Source organism: Aeromonas fluvialis (assembly GCF_000819885.1).
GTDB lineage: Bacteria > Pseudomonadota > Gammaproteobacteria > Enterobacterales > Aeromonadaceae > Aeromonas > Aeromonas fluvialis.
In genome coordinates this window covers 100,178-116,192 of sequence record NZ_CDBO01000068.1, presented here as the reverse complement: position 1 = coordinate 116,192, position 16,015 = coordinate 100,178, and the positions used below count along the sequence as shown (strand labels likewise).

Annotated in this window: 11 protein-coding genes; 6 read left to right on the top strand and 5 right to left on the bottom strand. The window is 59.8% G+C overall.

Translation table 11 applies throughout. From position 1 onward, the window contains the following. The first annotated feature begins 2 nt into the window (after positions 1-2). The 4 genes from BN1125_RS14825 to BN1125_RS14810 all read left to right on the top strand — a co-directional run bounded on the left by BN1125_RS14825 (position 3) and on the right by BN1125_RS14810 (position 3,749). Positions 3-653: a YfgM family protein gene (locus BN1125_RS14825; RefSeq protein ID WP_042013192.1), complete on the top strand. Its 651-nt coding sequence runs from the start codon at positions 3-5 to the stop codon at positions 651-653. Next, positions 646-1,830: an outer membrane protein assembly factor BamB gene (gene bamB, locus BN1125_RS14820; protein WP_042013191.1), complete on the top strand. Its 1,185-nt coding sequence runs from the start codon at positions 646-648 to the stop codon at positions 1,828-1,830. The genes BN1125_RS14825 and bamB overlap by 8 nt, the downstream gene beginning before the upstream one ends. A gap of 74 nt (positions 1,831-1,904) precedes the next feature. Next, entirely contained in the window at positions 1,905-3,401 is a 1,497-nt protein-coding gene (gene der, locus BN1125_RS14815) for a ribosome biogenesis GTPase Der (protein ID WP_042013190.1), read from the top strand. 123 nt (positions 3,402-3,524) lie between these two features. Beyond that, positions 3,525-3,749, top strand: a complete 225-nt coding sequence (locus BN1125_RS14810; protein ID WP_042013189.1) for a zinc ribbon domain-containing protein — start codon at positions 3,525-3,527, stop codon at positions 3,747-3,749. Positions 3,750-4,120: 371 nt separating this feature from the next. On the opposite strand, the gene mltF is transcribed toward BN1125_RS14810, so the two are convergent. Next, entirely contained in the window at positions 4,121-5,605 is a 1,485-nt protein-coding gene (gene mltF / locus BN1125_RS14805; RefSeq protein ID WP_042013188.1) for a membrane-bound lytic murein transglycosylase MltF, read from the bottom strand. 149 nt (positions 5,606-5,754) lie between these two features. Between mltF and purL the strand changes: the two genes are divergently transcribed. After that, positions 5,755-9,690 (top strand): phosphoribosylformylglycinamidine synthase, encoded by a 3,936-nt coding sequence (gene purL, locus BN1125_RS14800; RefSeq protein WP_042013187.1) that lies wholly within the window; start codon positions 5,755-5,757, stop codon positions 9,688-9,690. A gap of 79 nt (positions 9,691-9,769) precedes the next feature. Here purL and BN1125_RS14795 read toward each other — a convergent pair whose 3' ends face one another. The 3 genes from BN1125_RS14795 to BN1125_RS14785 are packed head-to-tail and all read right to left on the bottom strand — an operon-like array spanning position 9,770 to position 13,883. Continuing rightward, entirely contained in the window at positions 9,770-11,308 is a 1,539-nt protein-coding gene (locus tag BN1125_RS14795; protein ID WP_042013186.1) for an HD domain-containing phosphohydrolase, read from the bottom strand. After that, positions 11,305-12,756, bottom strand: a complete 1,452-nt coding sequence (locus BN1125_RS14790) for an HD domain-containing phosphohydrolase (protein WP_042013185.1) — start codon at positions 12,754-12,756, stop codon at positions 11,305-11,307. Before BN1125_RS14790 ends, BN1125_RS14795 begins: the two co-directional genes overlap by 4 nt. Further along, entirely contained in the window at positions 12,753-13,883 is a 1,131-nt protein-coding gene (locus BN1125_RS14785; protein ID WP_042013183.1) for an FIST signal transduction protein, read from the bottom strand. The genes BN1125_RS14790 and BN1125_RS14785 overlap by 4 nt, the downstream gene beginning before the upstream one ends. Positions 13,884-13,990: 107 nt before the next feature. On the opposite strand from BN1125_RS14785, the gene BN1125_RS19150 reads away from it, so the two are divergent. Next, positions 13,991-14,137: a hypothetical protein gene (locus BN1125_RS19150; protein WP_156993403.1), complete on the top strand. Its 147-nt coding sequence runs from the start codon at positions 13,991-13,993 to the stop codon at positions 14,135-14,137. 88 nt (positions 14,138-14,225) lie between these two features. Here the strand turns inward: BN1125_RS19150 and BN1125_RS14780 are convergent. After that, the coding region (locus BN1125_RS14780; RefSeq protein ID WP_042013182.1) for a hypothetical protein at positions 14,226-16,015 on the bottom strand (1,790 nt) is incomplete at its 5' end.

Genomic DNA, 16,015 nt, shown 5'->3' with positions numbered 1-16,015 from the left:
CTGTGGAAGTCTATACCACCGAAGAACAACAGGTTGAGGTTATCAAGGAGTGGTGGAAAGAGAACGGGACCTCGGTAATTGCCGGGACCGTCATCGGTCTGGTCGGTCTGTTCGGTTGGCGCTACTACAACCAGCACCAGCAAGAGACCATGGAGGCCTCCTCTCAGGCCTACAACCAGGTGATTGAACAGCTGGCGAAGGGCGATGCCGCCGGTCTCGAGCAGGCACAGCAGTTTGTCACCGCCAACAAGGGTGACTCCTACGGTGAACTGGCTGCGTTGCAACTGGCTGCCGCTGCCGTCAAAGCGGGCAAGCTGGATCTGGCTGCCGAGCAGCTAACCTTGGTCGCCACCACAGGTGACGACAGCATCAAACCCATCGCCTCCCTGCGTCTGGCTCGAGTGCTCAACGATCAGGGCAAGGCCGATGAGGCACTGGCCCAGCTGGGCAAAATAACTAGTGAGGCTTTCAAGGCCCAGGTGGCCGAAGCCCGTGGTGATGTGCTGCAAAAGCAGGGCAAGATTGAGGAGGCTCGTGACGCCTATCAGGCGGCGGCTGATGCCGGTGGCCTGCAGGGTAGTGCCGAGCTCAAGTTGAAGATGGACGATCTGGCCTTGCCGGCCGTTGCGACTGGTGAGGCACCGGATGCGTAATCTATTCAAGATGGTGGCGCTGGGGGCTGCGGTCTCCTTTGCCTTGCAGGGGTGCTCCCTGTTCAGTTCGGAAGAGGATCTCAACCCGATGGCGCCGCTGCCCAAGGTGGAGTCCGCCTTCTCGGCCGACACCGCATGGTCATCCACCGTGGGTGATGGCATCGGTGACTTCTACTCCCAGCTCAAGCCTGTGGTGGAAGAGGATCGCATCTATGCGGCGGCCCGTGATGGCGATGTCAGCGCCTTTGACCGTGCCAGTGGCGATCGCCTATGGACCGTCGATCTGGCCGATCAGCCGATCAATGCCGACAAGCGCAGTGCCCGCCTCTCCGGTGGTCTTGTCTCCCGTTACGGCAAGCTGTTCCTCGGTTCCGAGAACGGGGTGGTCTACGCCCTGAACGAAGAGAACGGTGAGGTGCTGTGGCAGACCAATGTGCCCGGCGAAGTGGTTGCGAGCCCGGTGGTTGAAGATGGCCGCGTGGTGGTGTTGACCACATCCGGTCGCCTGATCGCGCTCGACACTGACGAAGGCAAGATACAGTGGTCGCTCTCCGAAGAGCAGCCGCCGCTGACCCTGCGCAGTGCTGGTGCGCCGGTCATCACCAACGGCGCCGTGATTTACGGTCGTGCCGATGGCAAGGTGGGCATTGCCCTGCTGAGCAACGGCCAGCCTGTGCGCCAGTCCAAGGTGGCTGATCCGCGTGGTGCCACCGAACTGGACCGCATGGTCGACGTTGATGCCAGCCCGCTGATTGCCGGTGATGAGCTCTATGCCATCGCCTATAACGGTCAGCTGATTGCGCGCAAGCTGATGACTGGCGATGAAGTGTGGAAGCGCAAGTATTCCGGCTATCGCGATCTGGCGATGACCGGCAATGCCATCGTGCTGACCGACAGCCGCAGCCATCTGTTTGCCATCGACCGTCGCAACGGTCTGGAGCTGTGGTCCAACACCCAGCTGGAGAATCGTACCGTCACTGCACCAGTCATCTTCGGTGACTATGTGGTGGTGGGTGATGTGGAAGGATACCTGTATTGGCTTGATCGTACCGACGGGTCCATCAAGGCGATGCAGCAGCTCGATAGCAGTGGTCTCTACGCCGCCCCGCTGGCAGATGGCGAGACCCTGTATGTGCAGAGCCGTGACGGCAAGTTGTACGCCCTCAAGCGTCCTTGATCGTCCGATAATGTGAATATCCGGCTCCTGGTCTTCGGACCCGGAGCCTTTGTCGTCTTGAGAATGAGGCTTTTATGACTCCTGTAGTAGCCCTGGTGGGCCGCCCCAACGTGGGGAAATCCACCCTGTTTAACCGCTTGACCCGTACTCGGGATGCCCTGGTTGCCGATTTTCCCGGTCTGACCCGGGACCGTAAATACGGTCAGGCGAAGTTGGGCGAGCTGGAATTTATCGTGGTCGATACCGGCGGTATCGATGGCACTGAAGAGGGGATCGAGCTGAAGATGGCCGAGCAATCCCTGCTGGCCATTGAAGAAGCCGATGTCGTGCTGTTCATGGTGGATGCCCGTGCCGGTCTGACCGCGGCGGATCAAGCCATCGCCGAGCACCTGCGCAAGGCCCACAAGAAGGTGTTTCTGGTGGCCAACAAGACCGACGGGATTGACGGTGACTCCGCGGTCTCCGAGTTCTACGCTCTGGCGCTGGGCGAGGTCTATCAGATCGCGGCTGCCCACGGTCGTGGCGTGCTGAGCCTGCTGGAGCTGGCCCTGGCTCCCCATCTGGAGACCCTGGTCGACGCGACTAACGATGAAGATGCGCAGGATGAGGAAGAGGAGGACTTCGACGAAGAAGCCCTGCTGCGCATGGTGGCTGCCGGTGATCTGGACACCAAGGAAGATACCAAAGAGACCCCCTTTGCCGACTTGCCCATCAAGTTTGCTATTGTCGGTCGTCCCAACGTCGGCAAGTCGACCCTGACCAACCGCATGCTGGGTGAAGATCGGGTCATCGTCTATGACATGCCCGGCACCACCCGCGACTCCGTCTATATCCCGATGGAACGTGACGAGCAGAAGTATGTGATCATCGACACCGCCGGTGTGCGTCGTCGTGGCAAGGTGCATGAGACGGTAGAGAAGTTCTCCGTCATCAAGACCCTCAAGGCCATTGAAGATGCCAACGTCTGCCTGCTGGTGATCGACGCCCAGGAGACCATCACCGATCAGGATCTCAGTATCCTCGGCTTCGTGCTCCACTCCGGTCGCTCCGTGGTGCTGGTGGTGAACAAGTGGGATGGTCTGGATCAGAAGGTGAAAGAGGATGTGAAGAACGAGCTGGACAGACGTCTGGGCTTCATCGATTTCGCTCGCGTTCACTTCATCTCCGCCCTGCACGGCAGCGGTGTTGGCCACCTGTTTGAATCCATTCAGGAGGCTTACCAGTCCGCCACCCGCCGGACCAGCACCGCCATGCTGACCCGCATCATGCAGATGGCACAGGAAGATCACCAGCCGCCCATGGTCAACGGCCGTCGCGTCAAGCTGAAATATGCCCACGCCGGTGGTTACAACCCGCCGCGTATCGTGATCCACGGCAACCAGTTGAACGACTTGCCGGATTCCTACAAGCGTTACCTGATCAACTACTTCCGCAAGTCCCTCAAGATCATGGGCTCGCCGATCCGGGTCGAATTCCAAGAGTCGGTCAACCCGTTTGAAGGTAAGAAGAACAACCTGACCCTGAGTCAGGAGCGTCAGCGCAAGCGTCTGTTGAAGATGAAGAAGAAATAAGCCCTGGCGGCTGCCCTCACCGGCAGCCGCTTTGTTATTCCCGCAGTGATAAGGTGCCGGATAAGAAGAGGGGGATCTGCCATGGGACAATCCATGGCAGATCTACTTTACGAGGAGTTGATAATGGAAGCCCTGCTTTGTCCATCATGTCAGGCGGAACTGGATACCCGCAGCAAGGATCAGACCTGCGGCCAGTGCCAGGCCCATGTGCGCATCACGGCCATCTGCCCCACCTGCCAGCAGGAGCTGGAGCGGCTGCAGGCATGCGGTGCGGTGGATTACTTTTGCAATCACTGCAACGCACTGGTCTCCAAGCGAGTGGTAGCGTTCAAGGCTGCGCTGGTGTAAGACGCTGGTCAGGTGAGAATGAAGATAAAAAACCCGGCTAATGCCGGGTTTATGCTGTGTGCTCTGCAATAAGCAGGGTATAGGATCGATTTCTGCGCCACAGGTTGCGCTTGATGTCATTAAGCTTGAGTTTGCGTCTGGGGCTCCAGCTGCACTTCGCTTTTCTGACCAGACTGATTTTTCTACGTTTTTGCATCTTGGTCTCCTCCCAACTGGGTGGCCATCCCGGCCTTGGGTCATTGATGGAGCCCATCCGAAATTGCTGTTATTTAATCTCTCAACATAATGAAAACAATGCGATTTCGGATAGGCTCCGATGTGAATCGATGGTAACAGAGAAGTTTGCGCGAAAACAGCCGAATAATGGCTGGTTAGCGCATGGTGATCTGATTGACCACTTCGGCGATGATGGTCGGGCGCTCGGCGATCTCCGGCTCGCTGTCGTTGTCGAGACTCTCCCGTTGGTGCGCCTTCTGCTGCTCGTTGTCGAGCCAGAGCAGGCTCTGATAGTACTGGCGCACGTTATTGACATAGTTGCGCGCCTCGCTGCCGCGGGCATAGCCGTAACGCACCTTGCTATGCCAGCGGGCTTGCTGCAGCAGTGGCAGCACATCCTTGACGTCACTCCAGGCATCGGGATTCTTGCCGAGCTCCTTGGTCAGACGGCGCGCATCCATCATATGGCCGTAGCCGATGTTGTAGGCGGTGAGGGCAAACCATACCTTCTCGTCTTCGGGCACCGAGTCGGGCACCTTTTCCATCATCTGTTGCAGATAGAGGGCGCCCCCCTTGATGCTCTCCTCGGGGTGGAGGCGGTCGCTGACCCCTACTGCCTTGGCGGTGGGTTCGGTCAGCATCATCATGCCACGCACACCGGTGTAGGAGCGGGCCTGCGGGTCCCAGTGGGACTCCTGATAGCTGATGGCGGCCAGCAGGCGCCAGTCGATATTTTTGGCGTAGGTTTGAAATAGACGTTGGTATTTGGGGAGCAAGCTCTTGGCGCGCTTGAGGAAGGTGCGGGTATCGACAAAGTCGAAGTTCTGCACGTGGCCAAAGTACTTCTCGTCGAGCTTGGCGATGGCACCATCCATAAAGCGCTGACCGAAGAAGTCGATCACACTGGCATAGAGGCTGTCATCGGGCAGCTTGCTCATGGCCCAGGCAACGGTCTGTTTCTGGGTCAGAGTCAGCCCTTCGGTGAGCTCGGGGTAGTAGCGTTGGCTACGGGCCAGCACGGTATCTTGCACCACCGTGTAGTCGATCTCGCCATCTACCACCTGCTTGAGCAACTCCTCTACATCGGCACTGTCGCGGGTGCTCCAGGTCAGTTTGGGATTCTCCTTGCTCATCTCATTGAGCAGATCTTCGCCGGTGGATCCGGCGGCCACCACCAGCTTGCCCTTGATGTCGTTCAACGAGGCAGGCTTGGGTTTGCCGTTGCGGTAGACCAGTTTGGGAGAGACCTGGTAGAAGCCGGGGCCAAAGCGAAACAGCTCGCGCCGTTCGGGGGTGATCATGATGGCGGCGGCGGCCAGATCGAGTTTGCCCTTTTTCAACAGGGCGACCAGTTGGTCGGTAGTGTCGACCGGGATGATGGTAAGTTTCACCCCCAACCAGTCGGCATAATTTTGTGCCAGTTCGTAATCGAACCCCAGGGCGAGGTCATCACGCTGGTAATAGGAGGTGGGGCCATAGAGGGTGCCGACGCGGATCTCGCCCCGTTGGCGGATCTGTTCCAGCTGGCTGGAGGGGGTGTAGAAGTCGCAGCCAACCAGAGTCAGCGTCAACAACAACCCGATAAACAGTCGAAAAATGCAGCGCAAGTAGGTGAGTACCCTTGTTGAAAAAATCGGCATTTGTCAAAAAAGAGGCACCTTTATACCAGAGAGTGTGCGCAGAGTCACACGGCATGAAGTGAGAAAAACGTTTGTCCGCTGTGAGCCAGATCCCTATAATACGCGCGTCTCAATTCCCCCCCACTTTAAAATTTGGTGAGAAAGGTCATATGGATATCTTGCGTGGTGCCCCAGCACTGTCTGAGTTTCGTGTCCAAAAACTGCTGCAACGCTTCGCACAGATGAGAAACGAGAGTGGTACGGAGAGTGGAGTAGAGAGCGGAGTAGAGATAGAGGATGTTTATGCCGAGTATGTGCACTTTGCCGAGCTGACAAGCCCCCTGTCGCCCCCGGAGCGAGCGACCTTGGGCCAGCTCTTGCGCTATGGCCCGACCATCCCCGAACACACCCCCAGCGGTCAGCTGTTTCTTGTTACCCCCCGCCCCGGCACTATCTCCCCCTGGTCTTCCAAAGCAACCGACATCGCCCACAACTGCGGCCTGAAACAGGTCAAGCGGCTGGAGCGTGGTATTGCCTATTACCTGACCATCAAGGGGCAGGGTGAGCTGAGTGCCGCCCAGCGCAGCGCCATTGCCGCCGTGCTCCATGATCGGATGATGGAAGTGGTATTTGCCGAGATGAGCGAAGCTGCCGCCCTGTTTGCCCACCACGAGCCGCGCCCCTTTACCCAGGTCGATGTGCTGGGCGGTGGTCGCGCCGCCCTGGCCGACGCCAACGTGGCGCTGGGTCTGGCGCTGGCCGATGACGAAATCGACTATCTGGTGGAGAACTTCACCCGGCTTGGCCGCAACCCCAACGACATCGAGCTCTACATGTTTGCCCAGGCAAACTCGGAGCACTGTCGTCACAAGATCTTCAACGCCGACTGGACCATCGACGGTGAGCAGCAGCCCAAGTCGCTGTTCAAGATGATCAAGAACACCTTCGAGCTGACGCCGGATCATGTCCTCTCTGCCTATAAAGACAACGCCGCCGTGATGGAAGGGAGCCAGGCCGGCCGCTTCTTCCCAAGCCCGGCCAACGGTGAGTACCAGTATCACCAGGAGCAGGTCGACATCCTGATGAAGGTGGAGACCCACAACCACCCGACCGCCATCTCCCCGTTCCCGGGGGCGGCCACCGGCTCCGGCGGCGAGATCCGCGATGAGGGGGCCACCGGTCGCGGTGCCAAGCCCAAGGCGGGTCTGGTCGGTTTCTCCGTCTCCAACCTGCGCATTCCCGGCTTCGAGCAGCCCTGGGAGCAGGATTTCGGCAAGCCGAGCCGCATAGTCAGCGCCTTTGACATCATGCAGGAGGGGCCGCTCGGCGGCGCCGCGTTTAACAACGAGTTCGGCCGTCCGGCCATTCTCGGCTACTTCCGTACCTTCGAAGAGGAGGTGCCGAGCCACAACGGCGTCGAGGTGCGTGGCTACCACAAACCCATCATGCTGGCTGGCGGCATCGGCAACATCCGCACCGAACATGTCCAGAAAGGGGAGATCCCGGTCGGTGCGGCGCTGATCGTGCTGGGCGGCCCGGCGATGAACATCGGTCTGGGCGGTGGTGCCGCATCCTCCATGGCCTCCGGCCAGTCGGCCGAAGATCTCGACTTTGCCTCGGTGCAGCGTGACAACCCCGAGATGGAGCGCCGTTGCCAGGAGGTGATCGATCGCTGCTGGCAGCTGGGTGACGACAACCCTATCGTCTTTATCCACGATGTGGGGGCGGGCGGTCTCTCCAACGCCATGCCGGAGCTGGTCAACGACGGTGAGCGTGGCGGTCGTTTCGATTTGCGCGCCATCCAGAGCGACGAGCCGGGCATGAGCCCGCTGGAGATCTGGTGCAACGAATCCCAGGAGCGTTACGTGCTGGCGGTAGCGCAGGACAAGCTGCCGCTGTTCAAGGCGCTGTGCGAGCGCGAGCGCGCCCCTTATGCCGTCATCGGCACCGCGACCGAAGAGAAGCATCTGACCCTCTCTGACAGCCACTTTGACAATCAGCCCATCGATCTGCCGCTGGATGTGCTGCTCGGCAAGGCGCCCAAGATGCACCGTGATGTGGTGACCCTGCCGGCACAAGGCAAAGCGCTTCAGCTCGATGGCATCACTTTGAGTGACGCGGCCGAGCGGGTACTGCGCCTGCCGACTGTGGCGGAGAAGTCCTTCCTTATCACCATCGGCGATCGCAGCGTGACTGGCTTGGTCAATCGCGACCAGATGGTTGGCCCCTGGCAGATCCCGGTGGCCGATTGCGCCGTCACCGCTGCCACCTACGACAGCTATCACGGCGAAGCCATGTCCATGGGCGAGCGTACCCCGGTGGCGCTGCTCTCCCACGCCGCCTCCGCTCGCATGGCTGTGGCGGAAGCGCTCACCAACCTGGCGCCGGCTCATATCGGGTCGCTGAAGCGGGTCAAGCTCTCCGCCAACTGGATGGCCGCTGCCGGTCACCCGGGGGAAGATGCCGGGCTCTATGAGGCGGTCAAGGCGGTGGGTGAGGAGCTCTGCCCGGCCCTTGGCATCACCATTCCTGTGGGCAAGGACTCCATGTCCATGAAGACCCGCTGGCAGCAGGATGGCAAGGAGCACAGCGTCACCTCGCCGCTCTCTCTGCTCATCTCCGCCTTTGCCCGGGTAGAGGATGTGCGCAACACGGTTACTCCGCAGCTGCGTACCGATCTCGGTGAAACCGACCTTATCCTCGTCGACCTTGGCAATGGCAAACAGCGCCTCGGCGCCTCGGCACTGGCGCAGGTCTATCGCCAGCTGGGTGACAAGGCGCCGGATCTCGACAATCCGGTCCAGCTCAAGGGCTTCTTCAACGCCATTCAGGCACTGGTAGCCGATCGCAAACTGATCGCCTACCACGACCGCTCCGACGGCGGCCTCTTTGTCACCCTGACCGAGATGGCGTTCGCCGGTCACTGCGGCCTCGACATCCAGCTCGATCGCATCGGCGGCGAGCTGCTGCCGGCGCTGTTCAACGAAGAGCTGGGCGCCGTCATTCAGGTACGCCGTGAAGATAAAGAGGCGGTGATGACCCTGCTGGCCGGTCATGGTCTGGCGGCTTGCTCTCACGTGCTTGGCACGGTGCGCGAAGGGGACCTCATCACCCTGCAGCGGGGCGGTCAGGAGGTCTATCGCGCCAGCCGCACCGCCCTTCGCACCCTCTGGGGCGAGACCAGCTGGCAGATGCAGCGCCTGCGCGACAACCCGGCGTGCGCCGACAGTGAGCACGCCGCCCGTCAGGACGCCACCGATCCGGGTCTGCATGCCAAGCTGACTTACAACCCGTCCGAGGATGTGGCTGCCCCCTATATCGCCCGTGGGGTCTCCCCCCGTCTGGCCGTGCTGCGCGAGCAGGGCGTCAACTCCCACGTGGAGATGGCGGCGGCGTTCGATCGTGCCGGTTTCGCGGCGGTCGATGTCCATATGAGCGATATTCTCTCCGGTCGCATCAAGCTGGAGGAGTTCCAGACCCTGGTGGCCTGTGGCGGCTTCTCCTACGGTGACGTGCTGGGGGCCGGTGAAGGCTGGGCCAAGTCCATCCTGTTCAACGACAACGCCCGCGAGCAGTTCCAGCGCTTCTTCAAGCGCGGCGATACCCTCTCTCTGGGTGTCTGCAACGGTTGCCAGATGATGTCCAACCTGCGCGAGCTGATCCCGGGGGCCGATCTGTGGCCGCGCTTTGTGCGCAACCGCTCCGAGCGCTTCGAGGCCCGCTTCAGCTTGGTGGAAGTGCAGGAGTCACCGTCCGCCTTCTTCGCCGGGATGGCAGGCTCCGTGATGCCCATTGCCGTCTCCCACGGGGAAGGGCGTGTCGAGGTGCGTGATGCCGCTCACCTGAGTGCACTGCAGCAGAGCGGTCTGGTGGGGCTGCGCTTTGTCGACAACCGCGGCAGCGTGACCGAGCAGTATCCTGCCAACCCGAACGGCTCACCGGATGGTATCACCGCCGTGACCACCGCCGATGGTCGCGCCACCATCATGATGCCGCACCCGGAGCGGGTGTTCCGCACCGTGGCCAACTCCTGGCACCCCGACAACTGGGGCGAGGATGGCGCCTGGATGCGGATGTTCCGCAACGCCCGGGTTCGTCTGGGTTAATCACAACAGCGCAAGCGCGTAAAAACAGAAAACCGGCCAAATTTGGCCGGTTTTTCAATATGGGCAGTGGTGATCAGGATTAGCCGTGGCCCAGCTCATGGGGGGTGAATTCACCGCGATGGAGAATGCGCAAGCAGGCGTCCACTACCTCTGCATCCAGCTTGGTGCCGCGCAGATCTATGATGTGGGCTCTGGCCTGGGGAATGCCGAGGGCGGCGCGATAGGGACGATCCGAGGACATGGATTCGACGATATCGGCGACGGTGAGGATGCGGGCTTCCAGCAGGATCTCATCGCCCTTGAGCCCCTGAGGATAGCCGGAGCCATCGAGATACTCGTGGTGCTGGTGGATCATCCGGGCGATGGGCCAGGGTAGGGCGATGTCCTTGAGCACCTGATAGCCGGCGCCCGGGTGCTCCTTGACCAGATTGAACTCCTGGGGCGTGAGCCGACCCGGCTTGGTGAGGATGTCGACCGGTATCTGGATCTTGCCGATATCGTGCACCATGGCCCCCAGATAGAGCCCCCGCAGCCGCTTGTCATCCAGCTTCAGCTCGCGGCCGATGGCCAGCGCCAGGGTAGCGACATGCTTCTGGTGGCCGGCGGTGTAGGGATCGCGCTGCTCCAGCACGGCAGCAATGGCACCGAGGGCATCTTCCAGCGCCTGCTCCAGTTGACGGGCGTGCAATACCTGGTCGCGCTGGGCGGTGAGATAGGCCTGCTGGGTGTTGCGGGCCTGCAGGCCATAGGCAAGGTAGTCCGCCAGTTGGCTGAAGAGGTGCACCTCCTCATCGGTGAAGGGGCGGGCCTGCTCACTGTGAATAAGCAGGCCACCCTTCTCGCCGGTGTGCCACGGCAGTGGTAGCAGCAGGTGGGCGCGCAGGGTGACCGAGTGGTGTACCAATTCGCAGGGAAGCGTCTCGTTGCAAGGCATCGCGGTGCTGATGGCCCGGATCAGGTCGGGATCCCGGGAAAGCCAGTCGTCGCTGGCAACGCAGAGCGCATGACCCGCCTGGGCGACCAGTTGCAATCCATCCTGCCCGGCGACCTGCAACAGCACGGTGACCAGGGGAAAACGGCCATCGAAGGTGATGGCATCGCAGATCTCCTGCAATAGCGTCTGCTCGTCCCCCTGCTTGAGCAGGGCATGATGGGCGCGGGTTATGGCCTCCTGCGTCCAGATGTACTGTTGCAGCCGCTCCTGCTGCTGTTTCTTCTCGGTGATATCATCGAAAAAGACGCCGACGCCGATCACCTTGCCCAGCTCATCGTACAGGGGGAACTTGGTGGTACTGAGCCAGCGGTTTTTACCCCCCTTCAGATAGGGTTCTTCGTGATGCCGGGTTGTGCCGCTGGTCATGACCTGGAGATCGTCATCCCGATAGCGTTGGGCCAGCTCGGCCGGGAAAAAGTCGACATCGCACTTGCCGACCAGCTCGGCCGGTGTAAGGGCGAGATCGTCGGCCAGCAGCCGATTACAGGCGATGAAGATGGAGCGGGTATCTTTGAACAACACGCGATAGGGCAGTTGATCCATCACCTGGCTGAACAGTGCGAACGTTGACAGCGGGGGGACTCGCGTCGGTTCGGTGAAGAGCGTAATGGGTCTTGAGTTCATCTTGATCCTGCCTCGGTCAAAGGGGGGACAAAGCGGTAGCCCGCCTGCCAGACGGCGAAGCAGGCGCTGACCACCTGCTCGTCGTAGTGGACGCCAGCATAGCGGGTCAGCTCGGCGAAGGCATCGGTGAAGGAGATGGCCCGCCGGAATGGACGGTGGGCCATCATGGCGGACAGGGAGTCGGCCACCCGGATGATGCGCGCCTCCAGGCAGATGGCATCCCCCTGCAATCCCTGTGGATAGCCGCTGCCGTCCAGGTTCTCATGGTGCTGTTGCACTATAGTGGCGATGGGCCAGGGAAAGTCTATCTGTTGCAGAATGTCACAGCCCGCCTGCGGGTGCAGCTTGATCAGTTCGAACTCTACCTCCTTCAATCCGCGGGGGCGGGTGAGGATCTCCGCCGGGATCTGCAGCAGGCCAATGTTGTGCACCATGGCGGCGAGGCCCAGTCCATCCAGCCGAGCCTGAGCGAGTTGCAGATGCTGGCCGATGGCCAGCGCCAGATCATGTACGCGCTGTTCGTGGCCCGCGGTGCCGGGATCCTTGTGGGCGATGGCGGAGGAGAGGGCCGCTATGGTCTGGAACAGCAGGGTGCGCTGGCGCTGTTCGCTCTCCTTGATATGGGTGATGTCGACCAGGGCGCCTATGATGCCGGCCACCTCACCCTGATGGTCATAGAAGAGATCCTTGAAGTTGAGCACCTGGTAGCGCCGCCCCTCTCGATCAAACAGGGTATGTTCAAAATATTGTGGCTGTCTGTTGCGCAGCACTTCCATGTCCCGTTGGGCATATTCATCCGCTATCTTCGGGGGCAGGATGTCGTCTACCCGCTTACCCTGCAGCTCGGCCTTGCTGATCCCGGTGACCAGGGTAAAGGCCGGGTTGCAACTGATAAAGCGCCCCTCGACATCCTTGTAAAACACTGGGATAGGAATGGCTTTGAGCAGGAATTCGTTGAAGCGCTGCATGTCGACCAGCTCGGCCTGCTGGCGTCTGGCCAGCTGTTCGCTGTCCTTGCACAACTGGATGGCGCGAGCCAGATTACCGAGCACCGGGCTAAATAGATGGCAGACCGGCACAGTGTGTTGTTGGTGTTGGGGGGCCAGCAGCAAGAAGAGATATCCCCCGTCAACCCTGAGCCGATAGGCAAACTGGTATGGCCGGCCACCGGGGAGAGGCAAGGTCGTTTGCAGCGTAGAGTGGTCGCCTTCACCAACCCAGTCAGGCAAGGAGAGAAGCGAGCCACTGTGCCGGGATAGCTGATCATCACCGATGACCCTGAGAAGCTCATATCCTTCCCGCTGCTGCAGCAATACCAGGCCAACCGGTGTGGCGCAGTGAAACATAAAGCGTTGCAACACCTTGGTCAGCAGCGCATCGAGTGTGACCTCCCGGCCGATGCAGAGGGCGAGATCGCAGACAATGGCCATGGCGTGATCGTTATTCATTGCTGACCCTCGCTGAGACAGAGGATGGCGCCGTTGTGAAAGAGCGGGTAGTCTCCCGGCCTTACACTGCCGATCTCGCCAAGAGAGAGGGCCCCGACCAGCTCGTGGGCTCCGCTGTGGCTAAAGAGGGTCTCCAGCTCCAGGGCGCTCTGCTCGCCGAAGTGCTGCTGACGGCCGGCGCAGTAGTAGATCTCGAGGCGCTCGGGTGTACCGTGTTGGCCGAGCTTTTTGGCCAGTTCGACAGCGAGTTCAGTGGGGCTTTCCGGGGCTTTCAGCAGGGTGAGAATACTGTGATCCGGTACCTCTCCGACGCAGAGCAGGGCTCCGTCATCGGTAACGGCGACCGGGATCCGCACGATCACATCACCATTGGCCCGCAACAACCCCAGAGGCAAATGGACGCCGTACCGGTAGAACTGCTCCGGGGTGAGGTTTTGCTGAAACTGCTGCCGGATCAGGGATTGATAGCGGCTAAAGGCCGGCTCCCAGTCGATAAACGCGATCTTGTTACCCTCGCTGCTGGTGGCGAGCATGGGCTGGGTCGTGAGCTGATAGCCGTGATCCAGCAAGGGGTGGCTGTGGGGGGGGAGCAGTGCACAGCTGACCCCATGGCCCAGCAATTTCTGGGTGTCAAACAGGCAGGGCATGGCGGTGAACTGGCCGCTACCGGCATTGACACCGGCATAGTTGACCCTGTCCGCCAGCCGTAGATAGATCCTCTCGAGTAGAGTGGCGATATGGGGGAACATGGCGTCAAAGGTGAGAAAGAGGGTGGGAACCTTCTCCGTGTCCGGCCATTCTGCCAGTCGGGACGCCAACTGCTCGCAGATGGTGTCGGCCAGCGCATCGACGCAGGCGGCGGGGGAGAGCGGGATCAACAGAGGATTGTGGGAAGCGGGGCGGGGCAGCAGCCAGGCGCCGCGCTCATGAAAGCCGTGTCGGCTGATAAGGCGTGGAAAGATGGCACCACAGAGCTGAATGTTGAGGCGCTGACACTGCTGCTGCAGGTCGGCAACCTGGTGAGCGTCCTGTTCGGCCAGCAATACGTCGATTCGTTGCCCCTTATAGGGACGGAGCACATCGGCCAGTTGCACCGCATCAAATTGATGAAAAGTAGGCTGCATCATCGCTCGGAACTCCATTCCTGCCAGTCATCAATATATCAGCAAGGGGGTTGGATGCATACCGGACGAGATCTGTAGTGGCAAAGCGGATCAAACCAATGCGTTGTTTGATGTCGCCACCTGTGGGCCCACGTCTGGAAGACGTCAGTAGCAATCTGCACCACACGGCGGGCTGGCAAGTGACCTTCAAGTCGCAAGGTGCCAGCGGTTTCCCGCTCTTTGAAAACGGCAGTCTGTTTGCCGACCTGCTGATGTAATGCCAGCCCATTTTCAGCAATATCATCGATAAAAACGGCCCCCGGGGTCACCCGGGGGCCGTGTTGTTTTATTTAACCTTGAACGCGGTTAACGGTTTGCCAAATCCGCATCTGCTGCTGCCGGGTCGAGGTAGAAAGAGCCTGCCCAGGTATCAAAACGTCCACTGGGATCAATTACTTGACCATTCGGTTTCCAAACACCCAGCGTGATGACCTGATAGGCATCATACCACCCCCAAGGCTCTGCCACCTTGGGCTGCAGCATGATCAGCGTGCCGGCGGCATCATTGATGATCCAGCCCTTTTTGCCGTAGCCATCCAGACCCTGATTGACCAGTTGGATGGGCACCTTCTTCCAGGTTTGCCCAGCGGCATCATCCGTGATGGCTGGCAGATTGGTCACCCAGTACCAGGTTCTCGGGGTGCCATCGGCACGGTAACGGATGGAGGAGGTCAGCAAATGACCATCATAGTCACTCAGTCCCGGCAGATTGGTGCTGTTGATCTGATCGACGGTGACGCCTTGCTGCCGCAGTGCCGCAATATTATCCGCCAAATTGGTCACCTGTTGGCTACCCCATTCGGCAAAACGGTGACCAACCCAGATGTCGTTAACCTCTTTAAAGAAAATTTTAACATCTTGGCCAGTATCATCGGTTTTTGCGGTAAAGGTGGTCTCGTCTATCGGGGTAGCTGGCTGATCGTCGAGGTGGTAATGGTTCCAGCTAACCCGCTCAATGTTCTCCGTTGGGCTGACGGCGGTCAGGACGGAGAGATAGTCGTGAAACTTGTAACCATTCGGGTTGGCGCCATCGACCAGCAGGGTATTGGTATTGCCGTCCAGCAAATAGCGGGCCCCGGCAGTGGTGGTCACTTTTTGGCTATTGACCAACTCGGTTTTGACACTGTACTCGTACCAGTAGGGGGTCATGGTGATGCTGTTTTGCCAGTTGTAATCGGCATACTCTTCAAACACCTCATCTTGCGGGTTGGGCCAGATTGGCTTGGCAAACCGCTGTTCGGATGAGCCGTCAGGACAATTAATGATCTCGGTACGGATATTAATATTGCCATCGGCTTGCCAGTCCTGCTCTTCGGTGTGCGAGATGCAGCCATCTGCGCCCGTGACATAGGTGTCGGTTTCGGCATAAGGATCGAAGTCGGTGTAGGCGTCACCCGTGTTATTCACATAGGCAAGATTGGGTGCCATGACGTTGCGATCAAACCAGTCGGCCGGTGACGGGTAGGGTGGGGTGGCGGCATCTTTGGGGGCCGGATACTCCAAAAAGCGATTGACCCGGGTATCGCCGGTTTGGGTAACGGTAAAATGGTGGATCATATCCACGGTGGAGAGATCATCAGCGTCCAACCGTGCCTTCAAATCCCCCCCATCGTAGGCGCGCAGCGGATTCATACTGACACCTTCGCCAGTGGGGGAGTCTTCATCGAAGAAGACCCAGTAATCTGCATCGTTCTCGCCTTGGGTTCCTACCTCGAACGACTCTCCGGTAAACCCGAACAAGCCGTCTTTATTGAGATCTTTATGCCACCAGTTAAGACGCTCGAAGCTATCGTCCGGTTGTTTGATCTCCTTGCTACGATATTCACTATAGATCAACGGCTTACCGTTTAATTCCTCAACGCTCGCACTGCTGCTGTTCCAGTAATAGTTGATGCCCTCCACGGCTATTTCCTGGTGCCCATCGAGGAAGCGGCTGGTGGTTTGCTTGGTGACCCGTTTGAGATTGAGTTGTTGTTTGCTGTGATCCTCCAGGTAGCTGTATATCTCCTCTTCGGTGGTCACGACATCTGCAGTATCGCGTAACGGGTCGAGCGGCAACTCATCGCTGTTATCACCCACCTTGTCGCCATCGCTGT

Coding starts and splice junctions, on each gene's coding strand:
- bamB (WP_042013191.1), top strand. CDS start 646: ATGCGTAATCTATTCAAGATGGTGGCGCTGGGGGCTGCGGTCTCCTTT.
- der (WP_042013190.1), top strand. CDS start 1,905: ATGACTCCTGTAGTAGCCCTGGTGGGCCGCCCCAACGTGGGGAAATCC.
- BN1125_RS14810 (WP_042013189.1), top strand. CDS start 3,525: ATGGAAGCCCTGCTTTGTCCATCATGTCAGGCGGAACTGGATACCCGC.
- mltF (WP_042013188.1), bottom strand. CDS start 5,605: ATGCCGATTTTTTCAACAAGGGTACTCACCTACTTGCGCTGCATTTTT.
- purL (WP_042013187.1), top strand. CDS start 5,755: ATGGATATCTTGCGTGGTGCCCCAGCACTGTCTGAGTTTCGTGTCCAA.
- BN1125_RS14795 (WP_042013186.1), bottom strand. CDS start 11,308: ATGAACTCAAGACCCATTACGCTCTTCACCGAACCGACGCGAGTCCCC.
- BN1125_RS14790 (WP_042013185.1), bottom strand. CDS start 12,756: ATGAATAACGATCACGCCATGGCCATTGTCTGCGATCTCGCCCTCTGC.
- BN1125_RS14785 (WP_042013183.1), bottom strand. CDS start 13,883: ATGATGCAGCCTACTTTTCATCAATTTGATGCGGTGCAACTGGCCGAT.
- BN1125_RS19150 (WP_156993403.1), top strand. CDS start 13,991: ATGTCGCCACCTGTGGGCCCACGTCTGGAAGACGTCAGTAGCAATCTG.